The organism is Prevotella herbatica (genome assembly GCF_017347605.1).
GTDB lineage: Bacteria > Bacteroidota > Bacteroidia > Bacteroidales > Bacteroidaceae > Prevotella > Prevotella herbatica.
On record NZ_AP024484.1, the window covers coordinates 2,235,016 to 2,259,207 of the forward strand.

Sequence of the window (24,192 nt, forward strand, 5' to 3'; positions counted from 1 at the left end):
TCCGCGAGAAACGCGTGAACGGCCGTTTATTTGTTACATAGTTAATTGCTCCCTGCGAGAACGGTCGCTATATTTTTAATTGAATATATCTACGAGATCTGCGGGAGAACATGCCGTTTGCACCTCAAATATGTTTGCCTCAGCTCTCACTTCCATAAGATTAAATTCCTTTGAATGTCGGCTGCCTGAATTGTTCCCTGCTATTTTTTCTGCCTTAAAACTTGTATCGATATGTATTTTTTATTACCTTTGTATCGCAGAACAGTCATGAAAAAATGAAATTCTGAAAAAGTACTAAAACTGTCAAATAACCTCCACGCATAGTGTAAGTTTCTGATAAATAACCTTTTAGCCGTGGAGGATAACCTCCACTATCCTCCACTATCATGCACTGATTTGTAAACAAAAAAGAAGAATAACGCTTTAGAACATGAAAATTTCAATTATTAGAAAAGAAAAAGACGAAAAATTCTATACAAGAACTGAACTCGCCACTATCTACGAAAACATTATCTCCGGCAAATATGCCGATGAAGTAAACAAAGTAAAACAAGATTTTCCCCTCACCTTCCTTCACAATGGACCGAAATTCAACGACCTGGATTCTGTGAAAAAAGCTAGACGCATCTGTTTCACTGCTGAATGGAAAAAGGCCGATGGAAAAAGTGTCATTGAGAATTTCAATGGTCTTATTCTCCTAGAGATTAATAGACTCACAGATGAAGATGAGGCTAAGAAAATCCGTGAGATGGCTGCACAAATCCCTTACACCATCATGACATTCGCTGGAATCACTGGTTGTTCCGTGAAAATCGTATGCCAAGCAACATTCCCAGATGGCAAACTGCCTGATGATGACCGACTGGCGTTCATCAATGAAGCCTACCGAAAACTTTTTTATATCTATAGCACTCAACTGCAGATGGCAATAGATAAAATTCAACCAACACTAGAATCTTCATGCTGTGTGTCGGTAGATCCAGATGCAGTCTTTCGTGAAGATGCAGTTCCGTTGATTATCAAAAATACAGAAAATACGCCTAGTCTCAAACCACTTGTCATGCCGAAAAGAGCAGACGAACTGCCAATCTTCCCAGGAAGAACAAAGTTGCAGACTAATCAGCTGTTCTTTCATTACTGTTTCATGGATGCAATTAATAAAACCAGACTTGAAGATGAAGACTATAAAGTACCCAACTTTCTTACACTCCTTGCAAAATATTGCAATGAATCAGGACTTCCTATGATGATGTGCGTAAAACTCATCAAGTATAACTCTGAATTCGGAAGCGATGAGCTCATGGTAGAAAATATTTTTCAGGAAGTATATCACAAGGAAATAGAAAAATACTATCCTGAAAAACATCTGTCCAAAGTCCAGCTTATGGCATTTAAGCAGGAAGCATTTATGAATACCTTCTATGAGTTCCGCAAGAATATTATTTCAGGAAAAAATGAGTTTAGATTTAAAGATGGATTCGACTACTCTTTTCGACCAGTTGAAAAGGAAGATCGTTACACCATGACACTAAAGGCTCAGAAAATGGGACTTGATTCATGGGATAAGGACCTTGACCGTTATCTTGATTCCACACAAATTCCACTCTATGATCCAATCAACGATTATCTTGACCACCTTCCGCAATGGGATGGAGTGGACAGAGTGAGTGAGTTTGCAAAAAGAGTTCCTACAAATAATGCTGATTATATACACAACTTTCACGTGTGGATGCTATCTATGGTGGCACACTGGATGGGGCGTACCAAAAAACAAGCAAATGCTATCGTTCCGCTTTTCATCGGAAAACAGGGTTGCGGAAAAAGTTCCTTTTGTGCGATAATCCTTCCGCCGACATTGCAGGATTTTTATAACGACCGCATTGATTTCAAGAACGACACTTCTATGTTTATGGCACTTACCAACACTGCATTGATAAATATTGATGAGTTTGATTCCGTATCTTCAGGTAAACAACCGCTATTGAAATATCTGATATCAACGCCTACTGTAAAAATGCGAATGCCCTATCAGGCAAGCATCTCCAACCGTCATCGCTATGCCAGTTTCGTGGCAACGACAAATAATGTCAAACCGCTAAAGGATCTAACCGGTAGCCGTCGTTACCTTTGTATCAAAGTAACTGACAATATTGACTTCACAAGTCCTGTAGAATATGAACAACTTTATGCCCAACTCGTTGCAGAGATAGCAGCCGGTGAACGATATTTCTTCAATGACGATGAAAATATGAAGATTATGGATGATAATAGACCGTTTGTTGCCATATCAGATATAGAACCGATTATCGACAGCTTGTTCCGTAAACCATATCCTGATGAAATGCCCGAAGAACTTGCCATACCTGAGATAATAGACATAATCAGGAGATATTATAAACTGATAGGTTATGACAAAAAGTCACTTGCTAATCTTGGACGCTTGTTGTCAAACCGTGGATTTGAAGTAAGAAAGACAAACAAGTGTATGAAGTATAAGATGGTGGTAACGGTATAAAGCTATGAACGCAGTGGCAACAAAAACTATTTCTATGTCACTGCGTTTTTTGTTTTATGAATATTGATTTCCGTTTCTACGATCAAACGTTTGCGTTATGTCGATCAAACGTTTCCGTTTCTACGATCAAACGTTTGCGTTATATCGATCAAACGTTTCCGTTTCTACGATCAAACGCTTCCACTTTGTTGATAAAACGTGATTATTGATGGCTAAAATAGTCAATAAGTAAATATATTTTACCACTTCGCTATTTAATATAATCTTGATTTTCGTTTAGATACAGCTCTTTATTTCTCAATAGTTTACAAAATAGTGGATGATGGTGGAGGATAGTGGAGGTTAACCTCCACCTTTAAATGGTTATCCACCAGTTATTTATGTGATGCGTGGAGGTTTTTTGTCTGTTTTAAACTTTCTGGAGAATTTTAATTTTCTGCCAATTTGCATGTAATAAAATATTGCAACAGGAATACTGTAAATTCTGTAAAACTAGGGAGATAGTCCTCGCAGAATCGTATAATTAATGGCTTATCAGTAACTTTCCTGTAATTTTTTCCTGGCGCCTTTAGGTGCGTTTCATGCAATTTTGTCAAGCCCTATATGTGATAAACTTTCCTTGGTTTCTGCATTTTATTTATTTCATGAATATCTAGCTGCACTCAACATAGCTCAAGTAAACTTGGCTCTGTCTTCGTTTGCAAGATATTTAAATTCTTTCAATATCTAGCTGCGTTCGGCATAGTTCAAGCTAGCTTGGCTCTGCTCTCACTTGCAAGATATTTCCGCGAGAAACGCGTGAACGGCCGTTATTGTTGTTATAGTTTCGTTTCCCAAACTGTCTTTCTCTGCCAAATCTGCGAGATCTGCGAGAGAACGGCCGTTTATATCTCAAGCAAACTTGCCCCAGCTTACATTTGTACGACAAGCCTTCAAGAACAACTCTTTTATCCTTATGAAATAGACAAGAGTACAATAGATTTAAGAACTGCTTTTTTGTTTATAATTCATTCCCAATATGATTTTATTTTTCTCATGCAAAAATGAGAACTGGCGATAGCTTATTTTGGTAGAATATTTATACCATTAACATCAAATAGTAGTGTGTTTACACGCTACCTTTTTTTGTGTTTTTTCCTTGTGTAGGATACCAATAAGCGATTTCTGTATTTATTTTTCATTCATTCCATCCATTTTAATATATTTTTAGCTTTTTGTTAACTAATAATTAGCATGCTACTATTATTTTTTGTAATTTTGTGCCGATTTCAGGGATATTATTATTATCCGAACTGTAAGAGTAGTGATTATTATCGTATGTTTTTTATAACAACGAACATTATATATTTTGATTGAATTTAAATAATTTAATAGCTGGTTTTTTGAATATTCATAGGCACGCATTCTCTTCTAGCTTTAGTTTAATCATATATATTCATGTCTCTATTCTTCAAAACGGTGCGGCTCGTGCAGTATCCCTTCCACCTCTTGGCAGTTGCCTGGAGGGAGGAGATTTTATATCCATTAACGTCACATTAAAAAAACATCATACAAATTATATGAAAAGGATTCTTTTTAGTTTATTCCTCTCTATTTTATCTCTTGGCGCATTTGCACAGATGAGCGATAGCCAAATCATGAGCTTTTATCAGCGTGAGGCTAAGGCTGGAACGTCGCAGGGACAGATTGTTACCAAATTGATGCAAAGTGGTGTCAGTATTGACCAGATTCGCCGTGTTCGTGACCAGTATACCAATCAAGCCAAGGACGCAGCTAATTCTTCGTCTTCAGCTGATGCTTCTACAGGCTCAACTGGTAACCTTCGTAAAAACAACGGAGCAAAACGTCAGGAACTCACTTCAAAGAGATACGATTCTGATAAGCGTACTAAGAAAAATATGCGTGATAATCAGGATGACGAGTCTCAACAAGATGATCAAACGCAGGATCGCTACCTTAAGATGCAGCGAAATGGTGACGAGCAAGTTGATGAAACGCTTACCCCTGGAGGAAAGAAAGTCTTTGGACGAGATATCTTCAACAATAAACTACTGAGTTTCGAACCGAATATGAATATCGCCACGCCGACCAACTATACGATCGGGCCTGGTGATGAAGTTGTTATAGAAATCTATGGAGCTTCACAGAAGAGTCTCACTCTTACCGTGTCTCCTGAAGGAACTGTTACCGTTCCTGGTTACGGTCCTATCTATGTAAGTGGTATGAGCGTAGATAGAGCCAATGCAAAAATCCGTGCAACCCTTGGTTCACGCTTTAGTAGCAGCCAGATTAAAACGTCAGTTGGGCAGACTCGTACGATCATTGTAAATGTGATGGGCGAGGTTAAGGTTCCTGGAACCTATACCCTTAGTGCTTTCGCTAGTGTCTTCCATGCACTCTATATGGCAGGAGGAATCAATGGACTTGGAACATTACGTAATATCAAAGTCTTCCGCAATGGTCGTCTTGCTACAGTTGTGGATGTATATGATTATATTCTCAACGGTCGCCTCACTGGTAATATCCGTCTTCGCGACAATGATGTTATCGTTGTAGGACCTTATGACTGTCTTGTTGATATTGGTGGAGCAGTAAAGCGCCCAATGACTTATGAAATGCGCAAGAACGAAAGTGTCGCTTCTGTTCTAAGATATTCTGGCGGTTTTGCTGGTAATGCATACAAAAAGTCGATTCGTTTGAATCGTGCCTCTGGTAATGAAAAGTCAGTGTTCAATATCAATGAGTTTGATATGAGCAATTTCCGTATTGCCGATGGAGACTCTTTGGGTGTCGACTCAATTCTCAACCGTTATGAAAATATGGTTGAGGTGAAAGGTGCTGTTTTCCGTCCAGGAATGTATCAGCTTGGAAATGATATTAATAGCGTTCGCTCACTCATTCGCCATGCCGAGGGTGTAACAGAGGATGCTTTCACGGATCATGCTGTACTTCATCGCATGAAGGCTGATCGTACACTTGAAGTAGTATCAGTTGATATAACTGGTATCATGAAGGGTACTGTTGCTGATATTCCTTTGAAGAATGAAGATGTATTGTTCGTCCCAACTCAGTCAAACCGAACTTCAACCCGTTCTGTCACTATTCATGGAGAAATCCAGTTCCCAGGAACTTATCAGTATGCAGACAATGAAACCATAGAGGACTTTATCATGCAGGCTGGTGGACTCACTGATGCTGCTTCTACAGCAAAAGTGGATGTATCTCGTCGCATCATGGATCCAGCGGCAACAGAATCATCAAGAGAGATTGCACAGACATTTAGTTTCACGTTGAAAGATGGATTTGTCATTGATGGTAAGAAAGAATTTAAACTACAACCTTATGATGAAGTTTATGTTCGTCGTAGCCCAGGTTTCCAGATTCAGCGTAATGTGCGCATCGAGGGTGAAGTACTCTTCTCTGGTTCATATACGTTAAACAGTAAGAACATGCGACTCAGCGAACTTGTCAAAGCAGCCGGAGGTACGACTCGTGATGCTTATGTTCGTGGCGCCCGCATAGAACGTCTTATGAATGATGATGAGCGTGCTCGTATGCAGAATGTATTGCGTATTGCCAATATGCAGAATGAGGATTCTAAGGATTCTATAAAGACGGCTAAATTGGATATCGGTGAAACTTATTATGTTGGTATTCATCTAGAAAAGGCACTAGCCAATCCTGGAAGTAACGATGATATAGTGCTTCGCGAGGGTGATAAACTTGTTGTTCCTGAATATAATGGAACTGTCAAGGTCAGCGGTGATGTGATGTTCCCAAATACGGTTGCCTATGCTTGTGATAAGAGATATAAGTATTATATCAACCAGGCTGGTGGCTTTGGAATCCGTGCGAAGAAGAGCAAGGCATTTATTGTCTATCAAAATGGAACAGTCTGCGAGGTCGGTCACGGCAAAGTTGAGCCAGGATGTGAGATAATTGTTCCTAGCAAGCCAAAATCAAAGGGCAATGGTTTAGCCAATATTCTAGGAATAGGAACAAGTGTTGCTTCATTGGCAACGATGATAGCCACTATAAGCAATCTTGTGAAATAATTTGTAAGTAACCCCATTTTATAATTTCTACATACAATGGATTTTGAATCAAAAGATACACAGTTGAATCATATAAATGAGGCTTCTGATAATAATTTGAAAATTGAAAACGAAGAAGAGACTTCTATAGATTTAAAGGCTGTATTCGCTGCACTTTGCAAACATAAGTTGCTTTATATAATAGTAATACCTTTGTCATTGATAATTGGCATAATATATGCGAAGTCTCTGCCAAAATATTATAAGTGTCAGGTAACACTTGCTCCTGAACTTGGTGGAGCAACAGGAGGAGGAACCCTCAGCTCTTTGGCTTCGTCAATGGGCTATAAGGTTGGTGGTAGTAAAGGCGATGCTGATGCCATTACTCCTACACTCTATCCAGACCTCATGAACTCGGTTGATTTTAAAACGAGCCTTTTTGATGTAAAAGTGCATCGCATGGACAGTAGCAGAGTCATGACATATTATGATTATCTCCTTTATTATCAGAAAACACCGTGGTGGTCGAGACTATTCAGTGGAAAGGATACAATCCGCCATGAAAAGGTAAATCCATTTATGTTGACAAAAAAACAGACAGATATAGCTAAAATTATCAATTCAAATGTTGTCTGCGATGTTGACAATAAAACAGGTGTAATCACTATTGATGTTACTGATCAGGACCCATTGATAGCGGCAATGATGGCGGACTCAGTAAAGACGCGTCTTCAAACTTTTATCACAAGGTATCGTACCAATAAAGCGCGCAATGATCTTGAAAGTACAAAGAAACTGTGCATCGAAGCAAAACGAAGATACGAACGTGCTCGTCAACTCTATGGAGCCTTCAGTGATGCAAATCAGGAAGTAATCCTAGAGAGTGTACGAAGTAAGCAGGAAGATTTAGAGAACGACATGCAGTTACAGTTCAATAACTATAATGCTCTAGCTGCTAGCCTTCAGGCAGCCTATGCAAAGGTTCAGGCAGTCACTCCTGTATTTACAACTTTGCAGAGTGCAACTGTTCCAACAAAAAAAACGAGTCCACAAGGAAGTCAGATAGTTCTAGTATTTCTCTTTGTCGGCATCCTAATCCCAACCATCTACGCATTAGCTAAAGAAGGAGAACTCAAAAGAATGATAGGCATTTAGATATACTTTTGCGTGCTATATCTCTGCAATCAAATAATGCATGTGATTAAATTTCGTACAAAAGGGAGCTGAGTTACAAAATTGCTTGAATCTATGTCGAATGCAGCTGAAATTCTTCGAATAAAAAGCGCAAATAAACGAAACCACGTTCCTTTCTCTTATTTGTGTATTACGTTATTAAATAACTGTATCTCAATCTGACATTATAGAGACGAAACAATATTGTAATATTGCTGATAGTTTGAAAACTCAATATATAATGCTACAAATAAGATAATAATAACCTTTAAAATATTTAGACATGAAGAAGGAATATCAAGTAGAATTTCAAGTACATTACTTCTTAAATCAAGATGGTTTGCATACTTTTAATGCGTTTCAGCATAATACATGTGAGAAGCAATTATTACAATCTTTGAAGACTATTGCTGCGATGGCTAATTGTCGAGATCTAACTATAGAGTTGAAACCAAGCCAAGAAGGAGGATGGAAAGATATAATAACTATAGGAGGTGGTGTTGCTTCTTTGTTAGTCTTTGTTAGCGCCTATATCCCTTATTTTTTCAGTCCAGCTGTTGATAAAAATATTGATACAAAAAATGTTGTTGAAATAGCTGAAAAAATATCAGAAGGAAAATTCACAGAAGAGGAAGCCAAAATACTTGTAGCTGGTAATGAACGGCTTGAAGCTTATGCAAGCCAATATTATAAGAATCTAAAGAAAGAGCAACGAGTAGTAAAAGTAGAAGGGCAAGTAATAAATCCTGAAAGTAAAAAAATTATTTGTACTTCTACGATAAATCAGAAGGACTTTGATAGTCATATTGTGAATAGATATAAAAATAAAATTGATATAAAAGGAACTACCATACAAATTATATCCCCAATACTAGTTGATGCTAAAAGTTTTAAATGGAGAGGAAAATATTGTGGTGATGTAATATCATTTGACTTAAAAGACAAGGATTTTATTACTCAGGTCCATAATCGTGATGTGCTATTTGAGGCAGGAACATCAATTAAGTGTGATTTACAAATAGATCAAACTATTATAGAGAAAGGACCTATGAAGAAAGTAAGAAACAGTTATACTGTAACTCAAGTTTATTCATGGGAAGATGGTAATCATATACAGACTGAAACTAAAAAATATGGAAAATTAGAAAAGTAGTATTCTTATCATCGTAAAATAAAACATACCTGAATTAGTGTCAAAATACTAATGGGTAATATTGTTGATAATTTTTAGAAGCAGTTTGAAAATAAGTTATTGAATGATTTAATTAACAAAATTTGATAATGACAACAGTGCTTTGTTTGATCAATTTTAGCTGAAGTATCAAAGATAAAGAATAGTATCAATTACATAGTTTTAGTTTCTAAAAACGAGCAATAACAAATAAAATAAGTTTTGCAGAAAGTCTTTTGAAACTTAATATAAATTTTAACAAGAGACATAAATAAGATTATTAATCAGCTAATTAATGGCATAATAATCGATAAATTGACTTGTTAGATAATCGATTATTGAAATTACATATGATGGATAAAGATATAATAATAGCCGTAGCCGGCACTGGCTATGTAGGATTAAGTATAGCAACATTGTTGAGCCAACACAATAAAGTGATAGCTGTTGATGTTGTTCCTGAAAAGATAGAGCTTATTAATAATAGAAAATCACCTATACAAGATGAATACATTGAAAAATATCTTGCAGAGAAAAAACTAAATCTTACAGCAACATTAGAAGCTCGTTCTGCTTATGAACAGGCTGATTTTGTGGTTGTAGCAACTCCTACTAATTATGACTCTGTAAAAAATTATTTTGATACTAGCCATGTTGAAGAGGTAATCGAATTGGTCCAGGAGGTAAACCCTAATGCTATTATGGTAATAAAAAGTACTATTCCTGTCGGTTATACAGAAAGTGTACGCAAAAAGTATAATAATAATAATATCATATTTGCGCCAGAGTTCTTACGAGAAAGCAAAGCTCTTTATGATAATTTGTATCCTAGTAGAATTATTGTAGGTCGTCCAAACAATGATGAACGTTTAGATAAGGCTGCTCATTCTTTCGCTAATTTACTTCAAGAAGGTGCTATAAAGAAAGACGTTGATACTCTTTTTATGGGACTTACTGAAGCTGAGGCTGTAAAACTTTTTGCAAATACGTATCTTGCATTACGTGTCAGTTATTTTAATGAACTTGATACTTATGCCGAAATGAAAGGATTAAATACTAAAGATATTATTGATGGTGTTGGTTTAGATCCAAGAATTGGTACTTTTTATAATAATCCGTCGTTTGGCTATGGTGGATATTGTTTACCAAAAGACACAAAACAGTTGCTCGCAAACTATCAAAATGTTCCTGAAAATTTGATAGAAGCTATTGTTGAAAGTAATCGTACTCGTAAGGATTTTATAGCGGATCGTGTATTGTATAAAGCTGGTTACTATGATTATTCTAATAGTGGTGACTATTCTGCTGAAGTGGAGAAACCTTGTATTATTGGCGTATATAGGTTGACTATGAAAAGCAATAGCGACAATTTTCGTCAGAGCAGTATACAAGGCGTTATGAAACGAATTAAGGCTAAGGGTGCGACGATTATTATTTATGAACCTAACTTAAATGATGGAGAGACTTTTTTTGGTAGCAAAGTTGTGAATGATATTGATGAATTTAAAAAACTTAGTCAAGCAATTATAGCTAATCGCTATGATAAGTGTTTGGATGATTTTGAAGATAAAGTATATACTAGAGATATCTTTAGAAGAGACTAATTATTATTCCAATTCTATACAATATGACAGCAAAAATAAAATCGCAAAGGGATTATTCAATTGATATATTAAGATGTATCGCTTTATTGGGCATAATTTGTATTCATGTACAGCCGACTTCTGTATTTATTCAACAATTTAGAAGTTTCGATGTACCTATGATGGTGTTCCTTTCAGGCGTTGTCTTTAGTATGAGTACTAACCACCACCCAATTGATTATAGGAGATATATAGTGAAGAGATTTGTTAGGCTAATTCTACCTACATGGATATTTTTGTCTGCTTATTTTGTTTTAAGATATTTGTTGCATCCTGGTACATTACCTTTTGGGATAAACTTCTTTTTTTTATTAACAGGTTGGTATGTTTGGATAATAAGAGTATTCTTTATTATAGCTCTATTTGCGCCTTTGGTGGTAAATGTCGGAGAGAAACGATCAAATGTAGCTTTATTTATATCGATAGTATTAGGACTTATCATAAATGAATTTATTGCAATATTTATACATTCTACAGATAATGAAAGCCTAGTAGTTATGCTTGTTATGAATTTAGGATATTTTTTAGTTTTTATTTTGGGAGTTGGTATGAAAAAAATTAGTATAAGTCAACTTAACGTTATAATAATTCTAGCCATAACAAGCTATGGTATTATTGCGACTTATTTATATATTCAAAATAGTCATTATGTACAGACTAATGATTATAAATATCCTCCTAGATTTTATTATTTATCATATGCCTTAATGATAATATTATTATTATATAAATATAAAGATATATTGCTGAAGATATCCCAAAAAATTCATGTTTTTAAATGTTTTCGTTTTATAGGCTCTCATACGATTTGGATATATTTTTATCATATACCTATTGTTGAATATTTAGTTCCACGTAACCTTCCCGCATCTTGGATTTATAGATATATGCTAGTATTAGCTATTGCTGGATTTTTTACATATATTCAAAGTTACGTTGTTAATAGTTTGGCTGAAAAATTGAAAAATAAAAAGATAAGTTACTATTTAAAAGTCTTACTTGTAGGATAATAAAATTATGATAGAATTAAAATCAGATTATTCGCAGAAGAATAAGAAAATAGCAATAAATACATTAATTGTTTATGCTCGAATGATTATTGTGACGCTAATCAGCTTAATTACTGTGCGTTACGTTTTAAAGGCTTTAGGAGCGTCGGATTATGGATTGTACAATGTGGTTGGAGGGGTTGTAGCTATATTGAATTTCATTTGTACAGCTATGCAGACAACAACCCGTAGATACATTAATATAGAGATGGGAAAAACAAATCGAAATCTTAACAAAATTTTTAATGTATGTTTGTTACTTCATGTTGGCTTTGCAATTCTCTTGTTAATTATAGTTGAGACAATAGGTAATTTTTATATATATAATTATCTTAATGTAGTGCCAGAAAAATTACAAGATGCTTCTTTCGTATTTCAAATATCTGCTATAGTTTCTATTATTGGTATAATAAATGTACCTTATCAAGGACTTTTGTCTGCTTATGAAAAATTTGGAACTATTGCTTCTATTGATTTTGTTACGACATTATTAAAAATACCACTTGTTGTATGTTTGGCTTATTTTGAAGGAAATGCATTACGTTTTTATGCGATAGGAACGTGTCTTATTTCTTTTTCTTCGTTTATACTTTATAGTTTATTTTGTTATAAGCATTATTCCGATATTGTTAAATTTAAAACATATAAAGATTGGAAGTTATGCCGTGAAATAATTGCATTTAATAACTACACCGCAATAGGTGCATTTGCATATATAGGACGTACCCAAGGATCTAATATAATCGTTAACTATTTCTTTGGTACCATTATAAATGGTGCATTTGCGTTAGCATACCAGATAGAAAACAATATAATGAATTTCGTTGGTAATTTAGCCACATCTTTTGAGCCTCAAATAACTCAATCTTATAGCAATGGCGATTATAAGAGATGCTATTCTTTGGTGAGTAAAATTTCAAGATATTGTATTTTAATAATGCTATTTGTCTTGTTTCCATTAATATTAGAGTTAGAATTTATATTAAAAATTTGGTTAGGTAATATTCCTTCTGGTGTTATTTTGCTTAGTTACTTAACATTGCTAAGTTTATTTGTGAGGTCCTTAACAGGAGGTTTGCCTCCTCTAATTTTAGCTACAGGCAATGTTAAAAAATTTCAGATTTCAGCGAGTTTTTTGATGTTGATAGGATTACCTTTAGCATTTATAGCTTATATTATTCATGCCCCATATTTTATTATTATTGTTATAATGACAATTCTGGATTTAATTAATAGAGGATATATAGTTTATTTGGCCTCTATCCAAACGTCTCTTAATATATATAAATTTATATCAGAAACTTATAAACCTGTTGTCTTTATGTTACCTTTTATAATTTTATATATATTGATGGATAAAGAAATAGAGTTTGTTGGTTATACTTATCATATCGTTAATTTATTATGTGCTTTTATATTTATAGGCTCACTTGGATTTATTTTTGGTTTAGACCATAATGAAAAGAAACTATTAATAGCAAAAATTAGGAGACACAATTTATGATATTGAATTTCGTTGGTGATGTCGTTGTTAATGACGCATTAAATATAGAACTCTCACTAAAATTAAAAAAAATACTTAAATGTGGTGATTATAATGTTGTCAATTTTGAGGCACCTGTAAAAACTGCAAACCAAAAAAAAGTACATAAATCAGGTCCTTCTTTAAGTCAAGATGAAAATGCGCCACATTGGTTAATAAAAAATGGTTTTAATGTAATAAGTTTAGCTAATAACCATATTTTTGATTATGGTGACTCTGGTTATTTGTCTACAATACATTCATTTAAAGGCAATAATTTCATAGGCGCAGGGACATGGGATGAGGCATATAGTCCATTAATAATAGAACAGGATGGACTAAAAGTTGCTATTTTTTCAATGGGAGAACAACAATTTGGTTTCTTTTTTGATAAAAAAGCTAAAAGGCAAAAATTTGGCTGTGCTTGGATAAATTATGATTCTGTTAATGACATAATAATAAATACAAAAAAAAATGTTGATTATATTATTATTATGGTTCATGCTGGTTTAGAATGTGTTGATGTTCCTTTGCCAGAATGGAGAACTAGGTATCGAACCTTAATTGATTTAGGTTGCGATGTAGTTATAGGTGGTCATACACACACAGTTCAAGGATTTGAAATCTATAATAATAAACATATTATGTATAGTCTTGGAAATTTCTGCTTTACAGAAAATTTGGAGAATAATTCAAAATGGAATATAGGGGAATTTGTTAAATTAAATATTAATAAAGAAGGAATTGATGTTAAGACCTATGGAACAGAATTTTTAAATAACAGAATAGAACTATTCGATGATTTACGTTGGAATAAATTATGTCTAAGACTCAATAATATGTTGATTGAAGATAATTATGATCAATATGTAAGAGAAATTTGTTTGTCTCATTTAAATGCATATGCATCATTGTGTTCTTGGGGAGGTTATATTCATCCATCAAAAATAGATGCAAAAATGCTATTTAAATTATTCCTTAGCAAGATAACACCTTATAAAATAAAATTTGATGATGTACATATGTTGAATAATTTGCAATGTGAAACTCATCGTTGGTGTTTTGAACGAGGATTAAAGATAAAAAATAATTTGATATGATATTATGAGTAAAGTGAAAAAATTACTAAAGAAAATTAGATTTGTAACTTATCTAAATGATTTACGTATTTATTATCAGTGTTTATTATTTCCAGAATATATGGCAAAACGCATTTATATCGGAATGTGTAAGCGAATACCTAATTTTAAAAATCCCAAAGACATTAATGAAAAAATTAATTATCAAAAGTTTCATTATGATATGAAACTGTGGGCTAATTTGGCCGATAAATATTTAGTCCGAGAGTATGTTCGTGATAGGGGGTTAGAAAATATTCTTATACCTCTTATTGCAAAATATTACAGTCCGGAAGATTTTATCAATGATTTTGATAATTTACCAGAACAGTTTATTATAAAGAATAATAATGGATGTGGAGATAATATAGTTGTGAAAAATAGAGATGAAATTAATAAATCGACTTTATTGTCTCAAATTAGAGAATGGTATAAAGTCGGGAGATTTGGAGTTTTGACGGTAGAACCACATTATACTTTGATAGATGAAACGATAATTTTGGTAGAAGAGTTTTTGGTTAATACAGAATGTTCAATAAACTCAATTTCTAAATCTTTAATAGATTATAAGGTCTGGTGTTTTAATGGCAAACCATATTGTATATTTGTGGGATACAATCGAAATATTTCTGACGGTTCGGCAACATTTGACTTGTATGATACTTCTTGGAATCGTATGAATAAATATATGGTTGAAGCAAATCCAGAGCATGCTGTGTCGTCAATAGAATTACCTAAACCCCAAAATTTAGATTATATGTTGGAATGTGCATCAATCTTATCCAATGGTAATCCTCAGGCAAGGGTTGACTTTTATAATATAAATGGCCATATATATTTTGGTGAAATGACGATGACTTCACAAGGTGGATATATGAATTATTTAACACAAGAGTTTCTTTTGAAAATGGGACAACAGTTTGAAGTTTAACAAGATTTATTAATAATATGTTCAATCTAAATCAGTTTATTGGCAAATTCGTAACAGAACGTAGTCAAAGCATGTTTGCTAAAGATATTGACGCAAACAAGGAAAAAATACGCAACGAAGTTGAAGGTAAAAGCCTTTGTGTTATAGGTGGAGCTGGTAGTATTGGTTCTTCGTTTATTCGTGCTATATTACAATTTCGCCCATGTAAGTTAGTTGTTGTTGACCTAAATGAAAATGGGTTGGCTGAACTTACAAGAGACTTACGTTCAACTGAAGGTATGTATGTACCTGATGAATATCGGACTTATACACTTAACTTTGCAGACCACATATTTGAAAGAATTTTCAGAGAAGAAAAAGGTTTCGATATTGTTGCTAATTTTTCTGCGCATAAACATGTTAGAAGTGAGAAGGACAAATATAGTGTTCAGGCTTTGATTGAAAATAATGATATTAAAGCTAAAAAATTACTTGATTTACTTTCTGTTTATCCACCTAAACATTATTTTTGTGTTTCTACAGACAAAGCAGCAAATCCTGTTAATATTATGGGAGCAAGTAAGCGTATCATGGAGGATATGATAATGGCTTATTCCTCTAAGTTCAATGTGACAACAGCACGTTTTGCAAATGTTGCCTTTTCCAATGGATCTTTACCCGATGGTTGGATGAAGCGAGTAATGAAAAAACAGCCATTGGCAGCTCCTAATGATGTAAAACGTTATTTCGTTTCTCCAGAAGAGAGTGGTCAAATTTGTATGTTGGCATGTATTCTTGGTAATAATGGAGAAATATTCTTTCCCAAACTTGGTGAAGAACAGATGTTGACATTTAGTGCTATATGTGATAAGTTTGTTGAATCAATAGGATGCAAGAAAAAAGAATTTAAAACTGATGAAGATGCTAAGAAATTTGCATCTGGCATGCCTTTTGGTAATAGTATTTACCCTGTTGTCTATTTCCATAGTGATACAACTGGAGAAAAACCATACGAAGAATTTTATGTTCCAGGTGAAAAGGTTAACCTACAACGCTTTAAAAGTTTAGGAGTTATAGAGGAAGTGAAGAAGCGTCCACTTGATGATATTAATTCTTTTTTCGTCGAAATGGAAAATTTATTTTCTGAATCAGAATTTACAAAAGAAGAAATCGTGCAGTCAATTAAGAAGTTTATTCCGAATTTCGAGCATGAAGAAAAGGGGAAAAACTTAGATCAAAAAATGTAATTATGGGATATAAGAAAATTACAAACTTTGTTAAAGATTTATTTCAAGAGGAAAAAGTTCCTCTTGCGGTACCTGTTTTCGTTGGTAATGAAAAGAAGTATTTAGATGATTGTATAGACACAACGTTTGTTTCAAGTGTAGGTGCTTACGTAGATCGATTTGAAAAAGATGTAGCTGAATATACGAAGTGTAGCCATGCAGTAGTTACCGCATCAGGAACAACAGCATTACATATGTCTTTGATATTGGCTCGTGTAGAACAAGATGATGAGGTGCTTACACAAGCTCTGACATTCATTGCTACATGTAATGCGTTAAGCTATATAGGTGCACATCCAGTCTTCATTGATGTTGATAAGGATACAATGGGACTTTCTCCTTTTGCTGTGCGCGAATGGTGTGCAAAGAATGGCGTAATAAAGGATGAACAATTGTTTAATAAAAAAACAGGTCGCCGTGTAAAAGCCGTTGTTCCGATGCACACTTTTGGTCATCCAATTCATTTGGATGAGATGGTTGAAGTTTGTAAAGAATATCATTTGCAATTAGTTGAAGATGCCGCTGAGAGTATTGGCTCTCTATACAAGGGAAAGCATACTGGTACTTTTGGCGTTGTTGGAGCATTGAGTTTTAATGGTAATAAAACAATAACAACTGGTGGTGGAGGAATGATGCTATTTCAGGATGAAAAACTTGCGGAATTTGGTAAACACCTGACTACACAAGCTAAAGTACCACATCGCTGGGAATTCAAACACGACCATATAGGTTACAACTATCGTATGCCTAATATAAATGCAGCGTTAGGTTGTGCGCAACTTGAACATATAGAAGAGTATGTTGCAAGTAAGCGTAAAACGGCAAATGAATATGAACAGTTCTTTAAGAATGTACCTGACATCACATTCTTTACTGAACCTGAAAATTGTCGTAGTAATTATTGGCTTAATGTTGTTCTCTTGAAAGACAAAGTTGCTCAGCAGAATTTTTTGCAGTATACAAATGATAATGGTGTAATGACACGACCTATATGGGAACTGATGAATAGACTTCCTATGTTTGAAAATTGCGAAACAGATGGATTGAAAAATACCGAATGGTTTGCAGATAGAGTAGTTAATATACCAAGTAGTGTAAGAATATAAAGAAGAGGCGATTGTGTTAATTCTTGATTCGATTTCAACTCTATTATTTAGAGTCCCACCAATTAGTTTTTATCAATTTTTTATGGGAATTATAAGCATTAATAACTTATTAAAAGATTTAAATAATATGAGAAATATAAAAAAATATTTAGAAAGGTGGGTAGGAGCTTCTATAGGGCTACGTTACACCCTAAATAGTAGTTTGAATTTCGAAGATAGTAATTTATATGATAGATAGTAGCTCCGAGGTGAAAATCCTCCACAGCCCACTTTTTTAGATAAATAATGAGACCAATAATATTAATAGGAGGTGGTGGACATTGTATGTCGGTTATAGATGCTGCAATCAGTGCAGGTTTCTTAATAAAAGGGATACTTGATCTACCTACAGGAGTTGGTAAATTTGTGTGCGGTATACCAATATTGGGAACTGACGAAGATATATCAAAATACATCAATGATTGTGACTTTGTTGTTACACTTGGTTTCATAAAGGATGTAACCCTCCGCATTAAACTTCATGATAAAATACGTGCTCTTGGCGGTCATTTGGGTACAGTTATCGCTTCTACTGCTCATGTAAGTCAGTTTGCAGAAATAGGTGAAGGAACAGTTATCCTTCATCATGCTAATGTAAATGCAGGTGCAAAAATAGGTATTGGGTGCATTATCAATACTTCTGCAAATATTGAGCATAGTGTTGTTGTTGGTGATTATGTTCATATTTCTACGGGTTCAATGATTAATGGTGATTGCATTGTTGGAAAAGGAACATTTATTGGAAGTCAATCTGTTGTTATAAATGGAAAATCAATTTGTGACAATTGTGTTATAGGAGCTGGTTCTGTTATCAGCAAAGATATTATACTATCAGGAACTTATTACGGAAATCCTGCAAAAAAAATATAGTTATGGAAAATGATGACTTAAGGGTATCAATTAACACATCCATTATTGATACTTTAAAAAAAATGGATGCTGCTCGACATAAAGTACTTCTTGTATTTGATGATAATAATTTTGTCTCGATAATAACTATAGGAGATATACAGCGAGCGATTATAAAGGATTCTAATTTAAATAGATCTATTTGCTCTATTGTATCTAGAGATAATAAGGATTTTGCTAATAGTAATGATACAGAAGAGCTAATTAAAAAAAAGATGTTGGCTATTCGATGCGAATTGATGCCAGTCTTAGATGATAATGGAACTCTCACAAAAATATATAAATGGACAGATTTCTTTGGGGAAAATGATATAAAGAATGACTCATTAATAGATTTGCCTGTAGTAATTATGGCTGGGGGGAAAGGAACAAGATTGAAGCCAATGACAAACGTCTTGCCAAAACCATTAATCCCATTAGGCGATAAAACTATATTGGAGGAGATTATGGATCAATTTGAAAACATAGGTTGCCATAATTTCTATATGTCAGTAAACTACAAGTATGACATAATTAAGTATTATTTAAGTCAGTTGTCGCACATATATAATATATCCTTTTTTAAGGAAAATAAACCTCTTGGTACAATAGGTAGTGTTTCTTTGCTTAGGGGGAAAATAAATACGTCGTTTTTTGTTTCTAATTGTGATATCTTAATAGATCAGGATTATCGTGATGTTTATAATTATCATAAGAAAAACGGCAATGACATTACGATTGTTACTGCAGTGAAAAATATTCAAATTCCTTATGGGGTTATTGATACCACGGAAAATGGCGTAATGACAGGATTAAGGGAAAAACCAAATCTTAATTATATGATAAATACTGGTGTTTATATCTTAGAACCTCAACTAATAAACGAAATACCAGATAATGAATTCTTCCATATAACGGATTTGATGAATAAAGTCAAAAAAAGAGGAGGAAAGATTGGGTGTTTTCCTGTAAGTGAAAAATCTTGGACTGATATTGGTGATTGGAAAGAGTATTTAAAAATAATAAATAAATAAGCAAATGGGAAATCCTTTGGTTAGTATTATAACGATTACAAGAAATAGGGCGAATATTATTTCTCGAGCGATTAATAGTGTATTAAATCAAACGTATACTAACATAGAATATATTATTGTTGATGGAGCTTCTACAGATGAAACTCAAGACGTAGTAGCTTTATTTAAAGACAAACGCATAAAGTATTTTAAATTAGATGAAAATCTGCCTATCCCAGAAACAATCAATTATGGTTTTGAGCATAGTCACGGAGATTATATCTCATTTCTTGATGATGATGATGAATATTTAGAAAATAAAATAGAGCGGCAGATAGAGTTGATTTCTAGACTTCCTTCTGAATATGGTATGGTCTATTGTTGGATGAGTTATTTCGATAATGAGACCGGAGCGTTTAAGTATGTTCATAATTGCCAATTAAAAGGTGATGTCGGAATAGATGTAGTAGAACGTCCTACAGTTTCGGGTACTCCTACTTTCTTAATTAAAAGAGATGCTTTTGCTCAGAGTGGAGGTTGGAGAAATGTTGGAATAGTTTCTGATTGGGAGTATGGAGCTAGATTTTGTCAAAAATATAAAGTCGATTTCGTACCAGAATCTTTAGTAAAAGTATATGTAAATCATGGTTGCCAGAGAATGTCTGATTGGGGATATTATAGATCACAAAATAAGCATCATATACAATTTCATAAATATTTTCTTTTAGAATATGAGGATATCTTTAAAAAATATCCGAGAAAGAAATTTTTTCATCTTTATAGATTAGCTTTATTATATTTCTGTGATGGACAGATCCTTAATTTTTTTAAGTCATATCTTGAGTTGATGAAAATAAAACCATCACTAAAAAATCTATTTATTCCTGTTCGAGCAATTACAATGTGGTATGGACAAAAATATAAATGATATAAGTAATAAAGAAAAAATAGCTATTGTAGTCGTTGGTTATAATAGGATAGATTCTCTGTCAAGATTACTACAGAGTTTATCAGTATCTAAACTTCCAAATAGTGTACCTTTGGTAATTAGTGTAGACTGTAGTGGAAATGAAGAACTATATGATTATGTAAAATCGTTTAGATGGCAATTTGGTGACAAATATGTGTTTATTCAGTCAAAACGTTTAGGCTTAAAAGAACATATTTTAAAATGTGGAGATTTATCCAAGTATTTTAAAGCAATAGTTTTATTAGAAGATGATATATACGTTTCTCCTTTTTTTTATGATTATATAGAGGCTACGGTTAATAAATATTCAACAGATACGCAAATATGTGGAATCGGCTTATTTAAAAATGAGATTAATGGATATGCACAAATTCCTTTGGAATTTTTAAATGATGGGGCAGATGTTTTCCTTTGGCAAGAAGTTTGCACGTGGGGAGAATGTTGGACTTATTCTATGTGGTCAGAATTTAGAGCATGGTATGACGAAAATGAAAATTTTAGTTTTGAAAAAATTGATATTCCTCAGGAGATAAAAATGTGGAAGAATGCTTGGTCTAGATATTTATTGGCATATATGATACAGACAGAAAAATACTTTTTGTATCCACAGATATCTCTTGCTACTAATTTTAATGATTGTGGTGTACATGTCAATGAACTAAATAATACTTACCAAGTAAATATGCTCTATGGTTCTAAACAATATATTTTACCAGAATTTGCTGAATTGAATAAATATGATATTTATTGTGCAAATTCTAAGTTGTATGCATTGCTTAATATGTCACAGTCGGAACTAACGATAGATTTCTATAATTTAAAAGAAAAGAAAAATTATAAGAGATGGATATTGACGAGTGCAATATTGAATTATAAGATAGTTAAATCATTCGGTCTGAATTTGCATCCGTATGAAGTAAATATTATGGTAAATAACTCTGGTCAAGGACTTTTCTTGTATGATACAAAGATACGATGTAAGAATATAGAGAAAAATGCACTTTATTCATATTTTTATGGTAATTTGAGATTAAATATACTTATAAAAGGTATGATAGGCTTTTTAAGAAATAAGTTTATTAGTAGAATTAAACTATAGTATGATTTTTAATAAAGTATATATTGCATTAATTGCTAAAATAATAAGGTTGTTTAGCTTTATATCTAAGCGGATTAAGTCTAAATATGAAGGTCATATATTAATGTTCCATACTATATCTCCAGTTAAAGATGTCAATGATGTTTGTGATTGTTCTTATGATTATTTTGAAAAAAGAATTAATTATTTTATAAATAATAATTATGAATTTCTAAGTATGGATTCTGTAGCTGATATTATTAGTCGCAAATTATCTAAAAGATTTGTCTCTATAACTTTTGATGATACATCTTTAACCGTATTTAAGAATGCTTTCCCGTTATTAAAAAAACATAGAATTCCTTTTACAATTTATGTTGCTTATAATCTAATTAATAGTACAGGTATGTTGACAGAACTACAGATTAAGGAAATGTTGTCATCTGGGCTTTGTACTTTAGGTGCGCATTCTATGAGTCATGTTAAATTAATAGGCAAGTATATTGATTATAATTATGAGATTAAAGAAATAAAATTAAAGTTGGAAACAAAATTTTCAACAAGGATCAACCATTTTGCTTATCCATACGGACAACCATATCAGGTTTCTTTGAAAGCTATAAGAACGGTCTCTAAGGTCGGTTATAAGACGGCTGTTTCATCTGTTAATTTGCCATTAAAGGAATGTACTTCTTTTAAATATTATCTACCAAGAGAATTGAATTGAATATGACCGATTACGAATTCATTTTTTTATTATATGATAATGTAAAGTTATACATAATAGATTTATTGATATTTTCTATTATTTTCTATGCTATATCAAGACGTTATATAATAAATTTATTAAATCCATTATTAGTGGGAGTTATTGGAACTGTTTTCGCAGATACGATTCCGTTGTTTTTGTTCCAATTAGGGAAAATAGATTCTAGTATATTTTTATATTTTGTTTTATGTGAAATATCTTTTTGGCTGTTTTTTATGTCATTTTATCATAAAAATTATTTTAATAGATTTGGTTATCACATAAGTAATGAACATAATATATCCAAATTAGTATTTAATATATTCTTTGTTTTTGTATTATCGGGCTATTTGTTTGTGTTTGCTACTGGTGGAATAGGGCTGTTTATGGAGAATAGATTTGATGTATTTGCTGATAATGGTTATCTTTCTTTGGTAGTACTTATTATTAACTTGCCAAAAACGTATTGCACAATTTATTTGTTTGATAGAATTAAGACAAGTAAGTGTAGATCCATTTTACTTATTTCTTTACTGTGTTTGCTAGATCTTCTTACAGGAACAAAGTCTTTTATATTACCATTGATTGGAAATTATTTTATATATAAGGTATTTTTTAAAAAACAAAAGATCAAGATACCTACGTACGTATATCCCATTATTTTACTATTCCCAACAGTAACATTGTTAATGAATGGAATGTCTGAAGGATTTTATTCAGCTATAGGAAATTTAAGTTTTAGGTTTGTCGAATATGGAGATGGATATTGGATGGCTTTCCCTAATCATGTAATAGCAAATATAAAAATAGATAATCCTATAGAATATATATTTCATCCACTGTTGTCTTTATTACATATTTCACCTCATGTTTCTAGACCACCTATTGGTACTCTGCTGATGTATGAAGTTAGACCCGAAATGGATGGAGTATTGGGCGGCCCAAATGCTAGATGTCCAATTACAGCTTATGCATTATTTCACTATGCCGGAGTCTTATTTTCTGCAATATGTGGCTATATAGCATCTTTTTTGGCATTTAGAATTAATCGCTTTTTGCCAAGTGGCTTAATAGGTGTAAGTATTTTTGGCTCATATTACTCTACGGCATTAGTGTTAAATGCAGACCCATTTTCTCAATGGCAAAATTTAATAATATTGACAGCTGAAACTTTTGCCTTATTATATATATTAAGGATATCAGGTATAAAGATAATAAAAAATGGATAATTTGAAGGTTAGTGTGATAACAGTTTGTTTCAATGCAGAAGAGACAATAGATGAGACTTTATTGTCTGTCGTTAATCAAAGTTATAATAATATAGAATATATTGTTATAGATGGAAAAAGTAATGACTCTACATTACTGCATCTTAAGAGCTATAAAGATAAAATTGATTGCATAATTAGTGAACCTGATTATGGTGTGTATGATGCGATGAATAAAGGATTGAATGTTGCTAATGGAGATTTCGTTATATTTCTTGGAGCTGATGATCATTTCATTTCATATGATATAATTGCTGATGTAGTTAATTTAATTAGGGAAAAAGATTGTGTATATTATGGAAATGTAGTTAGAGGTAAACGGAATGATATATATAAAGGCCATTTTAACAAGTATAAAATCTCTTTAGAGAATATATGCCATCAATGCATCTTTTATCCTCGTAGTGTTTATAAGTCATATTTATATGAACTTAAATACAAAACATATGCAGATTATTATTATAATTTGCAAATATTTCCGTTGGTAAAATTCGTTTATCTGCCTATTATTATATCATATTTTAATGTAGGTGGTATAAGTTCGTCCGTTGTTGATAAAGATTTTGAAAACGATGTGTTTAAGTTAGTACTTAGACAAAATGGTTTCTGGGCTTATTTATTACGACATATATATAAATTTTATAAGAAAATAAAATGATTA

The 24,192-nt window shown here is 32.9% G+C and carries 18 protein-coding genes; all 18 read left to right on the forward strand.

Annotation, left to right across the window (positions count from 1 at the left end):
- Window positions 1-430: 430 nt before the first annotated feature.
- Entirely contained in the window at window positions 431-2,515 is a 2,085-nt protein-coding gene (locus prwr041_RS08285; protein ID WP_207153348.1) for a VapE domain-containing protein, read from the forward strand.
- A 1,559-nt stretch (window positions 2,516-4,074) separates the two neighbouring features.
- Window positions 4,075-6,570, forward strand: a complete 2,496-nt coding sequence (locus prwr041_RS08290; protein WP_207153349.1) for an SLBB domain-containing protein — start codon at window positions 4,075-4,077, stop codon at window positions 6,568-6,570.
- A 36-nt stretch (window positions 6,571-6,606) separates the two neighbouring features.
- The gene (locus prwr041_RS08295; RefSeq protein ID WP_207153350.1) at window positions 6,607-7,704 is read left to right on the forward strand and encodes a Wzz/FepE/Etk N-terminal domain-containing protein; all 1,098 of its coding nucleotides are present in this window, start codon (window positions 6,607-6,609) and stop codon (window positions 7,702-7,704) included.
- A gap of 301 nt (window positions 7,705-8,005) precedes the next feature.
- The gene (locus prwr041_RS08300) at window positions 8,006-8,875 is read left to right on the forward strand and encodes a hypothetical protein (RefSeq protein ID WP_207153351.1); all 870 of its coding nucleotides are present in this window, start codon (window positions 8,006-8,008) and stop codon (window positions 8,873-8,875) included.
- Window positions 8,876-9,246: 371 nt separating this feature from the next.
- Window positions 9,247-10,497, forward strand: a complete 1,251-nt coding sequence (locus tag prwr041_RS08305; protein WP_317194530.1) for a nucleotide sugar dehydrogenase — start codon at window positions 9,247-9,249, stop codon at window positions 10,495-10,497.
- Window positions 10,498-10,520: 23 nt separating this feature from the next.
- A complete protein-coding gene (locus prwr041_RS08310) occupies window positions 10,521-11,546 on the forward strand; it encodes an acyltransferase family protein (RefSeq protein WP_207153352.1) in 1,026 nt (341 codons plus the stop codon).
- 7 nt (window positions 11,547-11,553) lie between these two features.
- A complete protein-coding gene (locus prwr041_RS08315) occupies window positions 11,554-13,089 on the forward strand; it encodes a lipopolysaccharide biosynthesis protein (RefSeq protein WP_207153353.1) in 1,536 nt (511 codons plus the stop codon).
- On the forward strand, window positions 13,086-14,207 hold the full coding sequence (locus tag prwr041_RS08320; protein WP_207153354.1) for a CapA family protein: 1,122 nt from the start codon (window positions 13,086-13,088) through the stop codon (window positions 14,205-14,207). Before prwr041_RS08315 ends, prwr041_RS08320 begins: the two co-directional genes overlap by 4 nt.
- 4 nt (window positions 14,208-14,211) lie before the next feature.
- The gene (locus tag prwr041_RS08325) at window positions 14,212-15,156 is read left to right on the forward strand and encodes an ATP-grasp fold amidoligase family protein (protein ID WP_207153355.1); all 945 of its coding nucleotides are present in this window, start codon (window positions 14,212-14,214) and stop codon (window positions 15,154-15,156) included.
- Between the two features lie 17 nt (window positions 15,157-15,173).
- On the forward strand, window positions 15,174-16,382 hold the full coding sequence (locus prwr041_RS08330; protein ID WP_207153356.1) for a polysaccharide biosynthesis protein: 1,209 nt from the start codon (window positions 15,174-15,176) through the stop codon (window positions 16,380-16,382).
- 2 nt (window positions 16,383-16,384) lie between these two features.
- Window positions 16,385-17,527: a LegC family aminotransferase gene (locus prwr041_RS08335; protein ID WP_207153357.1), complete on the forward strand. Its 1,143-nt coding sequence runs from the start codon at window positions 16,385-16,387 to the stop codon at window positions 17,525-17,527.
- A gap of 285 nt (window positions 17,528-17,812) precedes the next feature.
- The gene (locus prwr041_RS08340; RefSeq protein ID WP_207153358.1) at window positions 17,813-18,436 is read left to right on the forward strand and encodes an acetyltransferase; all 624 of its coding nucleotides are present in this window, start codon (window positions 17,813-17,815) and stop codon (window positions 18,434-18,436) included.
- A 2-nt stretch (window positions 18,437-18,438) separates the two neighbouring features.
- Window positions 18,439-19,488, forward strand: a complete 1,050-nt coding sequence (locus prwr041_RS08345; RefSeq protein ID WP_207153359.1) for a nucleotidyltransferase family protein — start codon at window positions 18,439-18,441, stop codon at window positions 19,486-19,488.
- 4 nt (window positions 19,489-19,492) lie between these two features.
- Entirely contained in the window at window positions 19,493-20,395 is a 903-nt protein-coding gene (locus tag prwr041_RS08350; protein ID WP_207153360.1) for a glycosyltransferase family 2 protein, read from the forward strand.
- Window positions 20,376-21,536 carry a hypothetical protein gene (locus tag prwr041_RS08355; RefSeq protein WP_207153361.1) on the forward strand — a complete coding sequence of 387 codons (1,161 nt, stop codon included), beginning with the start codon at window positions 20,376-20,378 and terminating at the stop codon, window positions 21,534-21,536. Before prwr041_RS08350 ends, prwr041_RS08355 begins: the two co-directional genes overlap by 20 nt.
- A gap of 1 nt (window position 21,537) precedes the next feature.
- The gene (locus tag prwr041_RS08360) at window positions 21,538-22,242 is read left to right on the forward strand and encodes a polysaccharide deacetylase family protein (protein ID WP_207153362.1); all 705 of its coding nucleotides are present in this window, start codon (window positions 21,538-21,540) and stop codon (window positions 22,240-22,242) included.
- Between the two features lie 2 nt (window positions 22,243-22,244).
- Entirely contained in the window at window positions 22,245-23,492 is a 1,248-nt protein-coding gene (locus prwr041_RS08365) for a hypothetical protein (protein WP_207153363.1), read from the forward strand.
- Window positions 23,485-24,189, forward strand: a complete 705-nt coding sequence (locus prwr041_RS08370) for a glycosyltransferase family 2 protein (protein WP_207153364.1) — start codon at window positions 23,485-23,487, stop codon at window positions 24,187-24,189. The genes prwr041_RS08365 and prwr041_RS08370 overlap by 8 nt, the downstream gene beginning before the upstream one ends.
- Window positions 24,190-24,192 lie beyond the last annotated feature (3 nt).

What these genes read in the sequence shown, in the direction of transcription:
- prwr041_RS08285 (WP_207153348.1), top strand. Translation starts at nt 431, where the DNA reads ATGAAAATTTCAATTATTAGAAAAGAAAAAGACGAAAAATTCTATACA.
- prwr041_RS08290 (WP_207153349.1), top strand. Translation starts at nt 4,075, where the DNA reads ATGAAAAGGATTCTTTTTAGTTTATTCCTCTCTATTTTATCTCTTGGC.
- prwr041_RS08295 (WP_207153350.1), top strand. Translation starts at nt 6,607, where the DNA reads ATGGATTTTGAATCAAAAGATACACAGTTGAATCATATAAATGAGGCT.
- prwr041_RS08300 (WP_207153351.1), top strand. Translation starts at nt 8,006, where the DNA reads ATGAAGAAGGAATATCAAGTAGAATTTCAAGTACATTACTTCTTAAAT.
- prwr041_RS08305 (WP_317194530.1), top strand. Translation starts at nt 9,247, where the DNA reads ATGGATAAAGATATAATAATAGCCGTAGCCGGCACTGGCTATGTAGGA.
- prwr041_RS08310 (WP_207153352.1), top strand. Translation starts at nt 10,521, where the DNA reads ATGACAGCAAAAATAAAATCGCAAAGGGATTATTCAATTGATATATTA.
- prwr041_RS08315 (WP_207153353.1), top strand. Translation starts at nt 11,554, where the DNA reads ATGATAGAATTAAAATCAGATTATTCGCAGAAGAATAAGAAAATAGCA.
- prwr041_RS08320 (WP_207153354.1), top strand. Translation starts at nt 13,086, where the DNA reads ATGATATTGAATTTCGTTGGTGATGTCGTTGTTAATGACGCATTAAAT.
- prwr041_RS08325 (WP_207153355.1), top strand. Translation starts at nt 14,212, where the DNA reads ATGAGTAAAGTGAAAAAATTACTAAAGAAAATTAGATTTGTAACTTAT.
- prwr041_RS08330 (WP_207153356.1), top strand. Translation starts at nt 15,174, where the DNA reads ATGTTCAATCTAAATCAGTTTATTGGCAAATTCGTAACAGAACGTAGT.
- prwr041_RS08335 (WP_207153357.1), top strand. Translation starts at nt 16,385, where the DNA reads ATGGGATATAAGAAAATTACAAACTTTGTTAAAGATTTATTTCAAGAG.
- prwr041_RS08340 (WP_207153358.1), top strand. Translation starts at nt 17,813, where the DNA reads ATGAGACCAATAATATTAATAGGAGGTGGTGGACATTGTATGTCGGTT.
- prwr041_RS08345 (WP_207153359.1), top strand. Translation starts at nt 18,439, where the DNA reads ATGGAAAATGATGACTTAAGGGTATCAATTAACACATCCATTATTGAT.
- prwr041_RS08350 (WP_207153360.1), top strand. Translation starts at nt 19,493, where the DNA reads ATGGGAAATCCTTTGGTTAGTATTATAACGATTACAAGAAATAGGGCG.
- prwr041_RS08355 (WP_207153361.1), top strand. Translation starts at nt 20,376, where the DNA reads ATGGACAAAAATATAAATGATATAAGTAATAAAGAAAAAATAGCTATT.
- prwr041_RS08360 (WP_207153362.1), top strand. Translation starts at nt 21,538, where the DNA reads ATGATTTTTAATAAAGTATATATTGCATTAATTGCTAAAATAATAAGG.
- prwr041_RS08365 (WP_207153363.1), top strand. Translation starts at nt 22,245, where the DNA reads ATGACCGATTACGAATTCATTTTTTTATTATATGATAATGTAAAGTTA.
- prwr041_RS08370 (WP_207153364.1), top strand. Translation starts at nt 23,485, where the DNA reads ATGGATAATTTGAAGGTTAGTGTGATAACAGTTTGTTTCAATGCAGAA.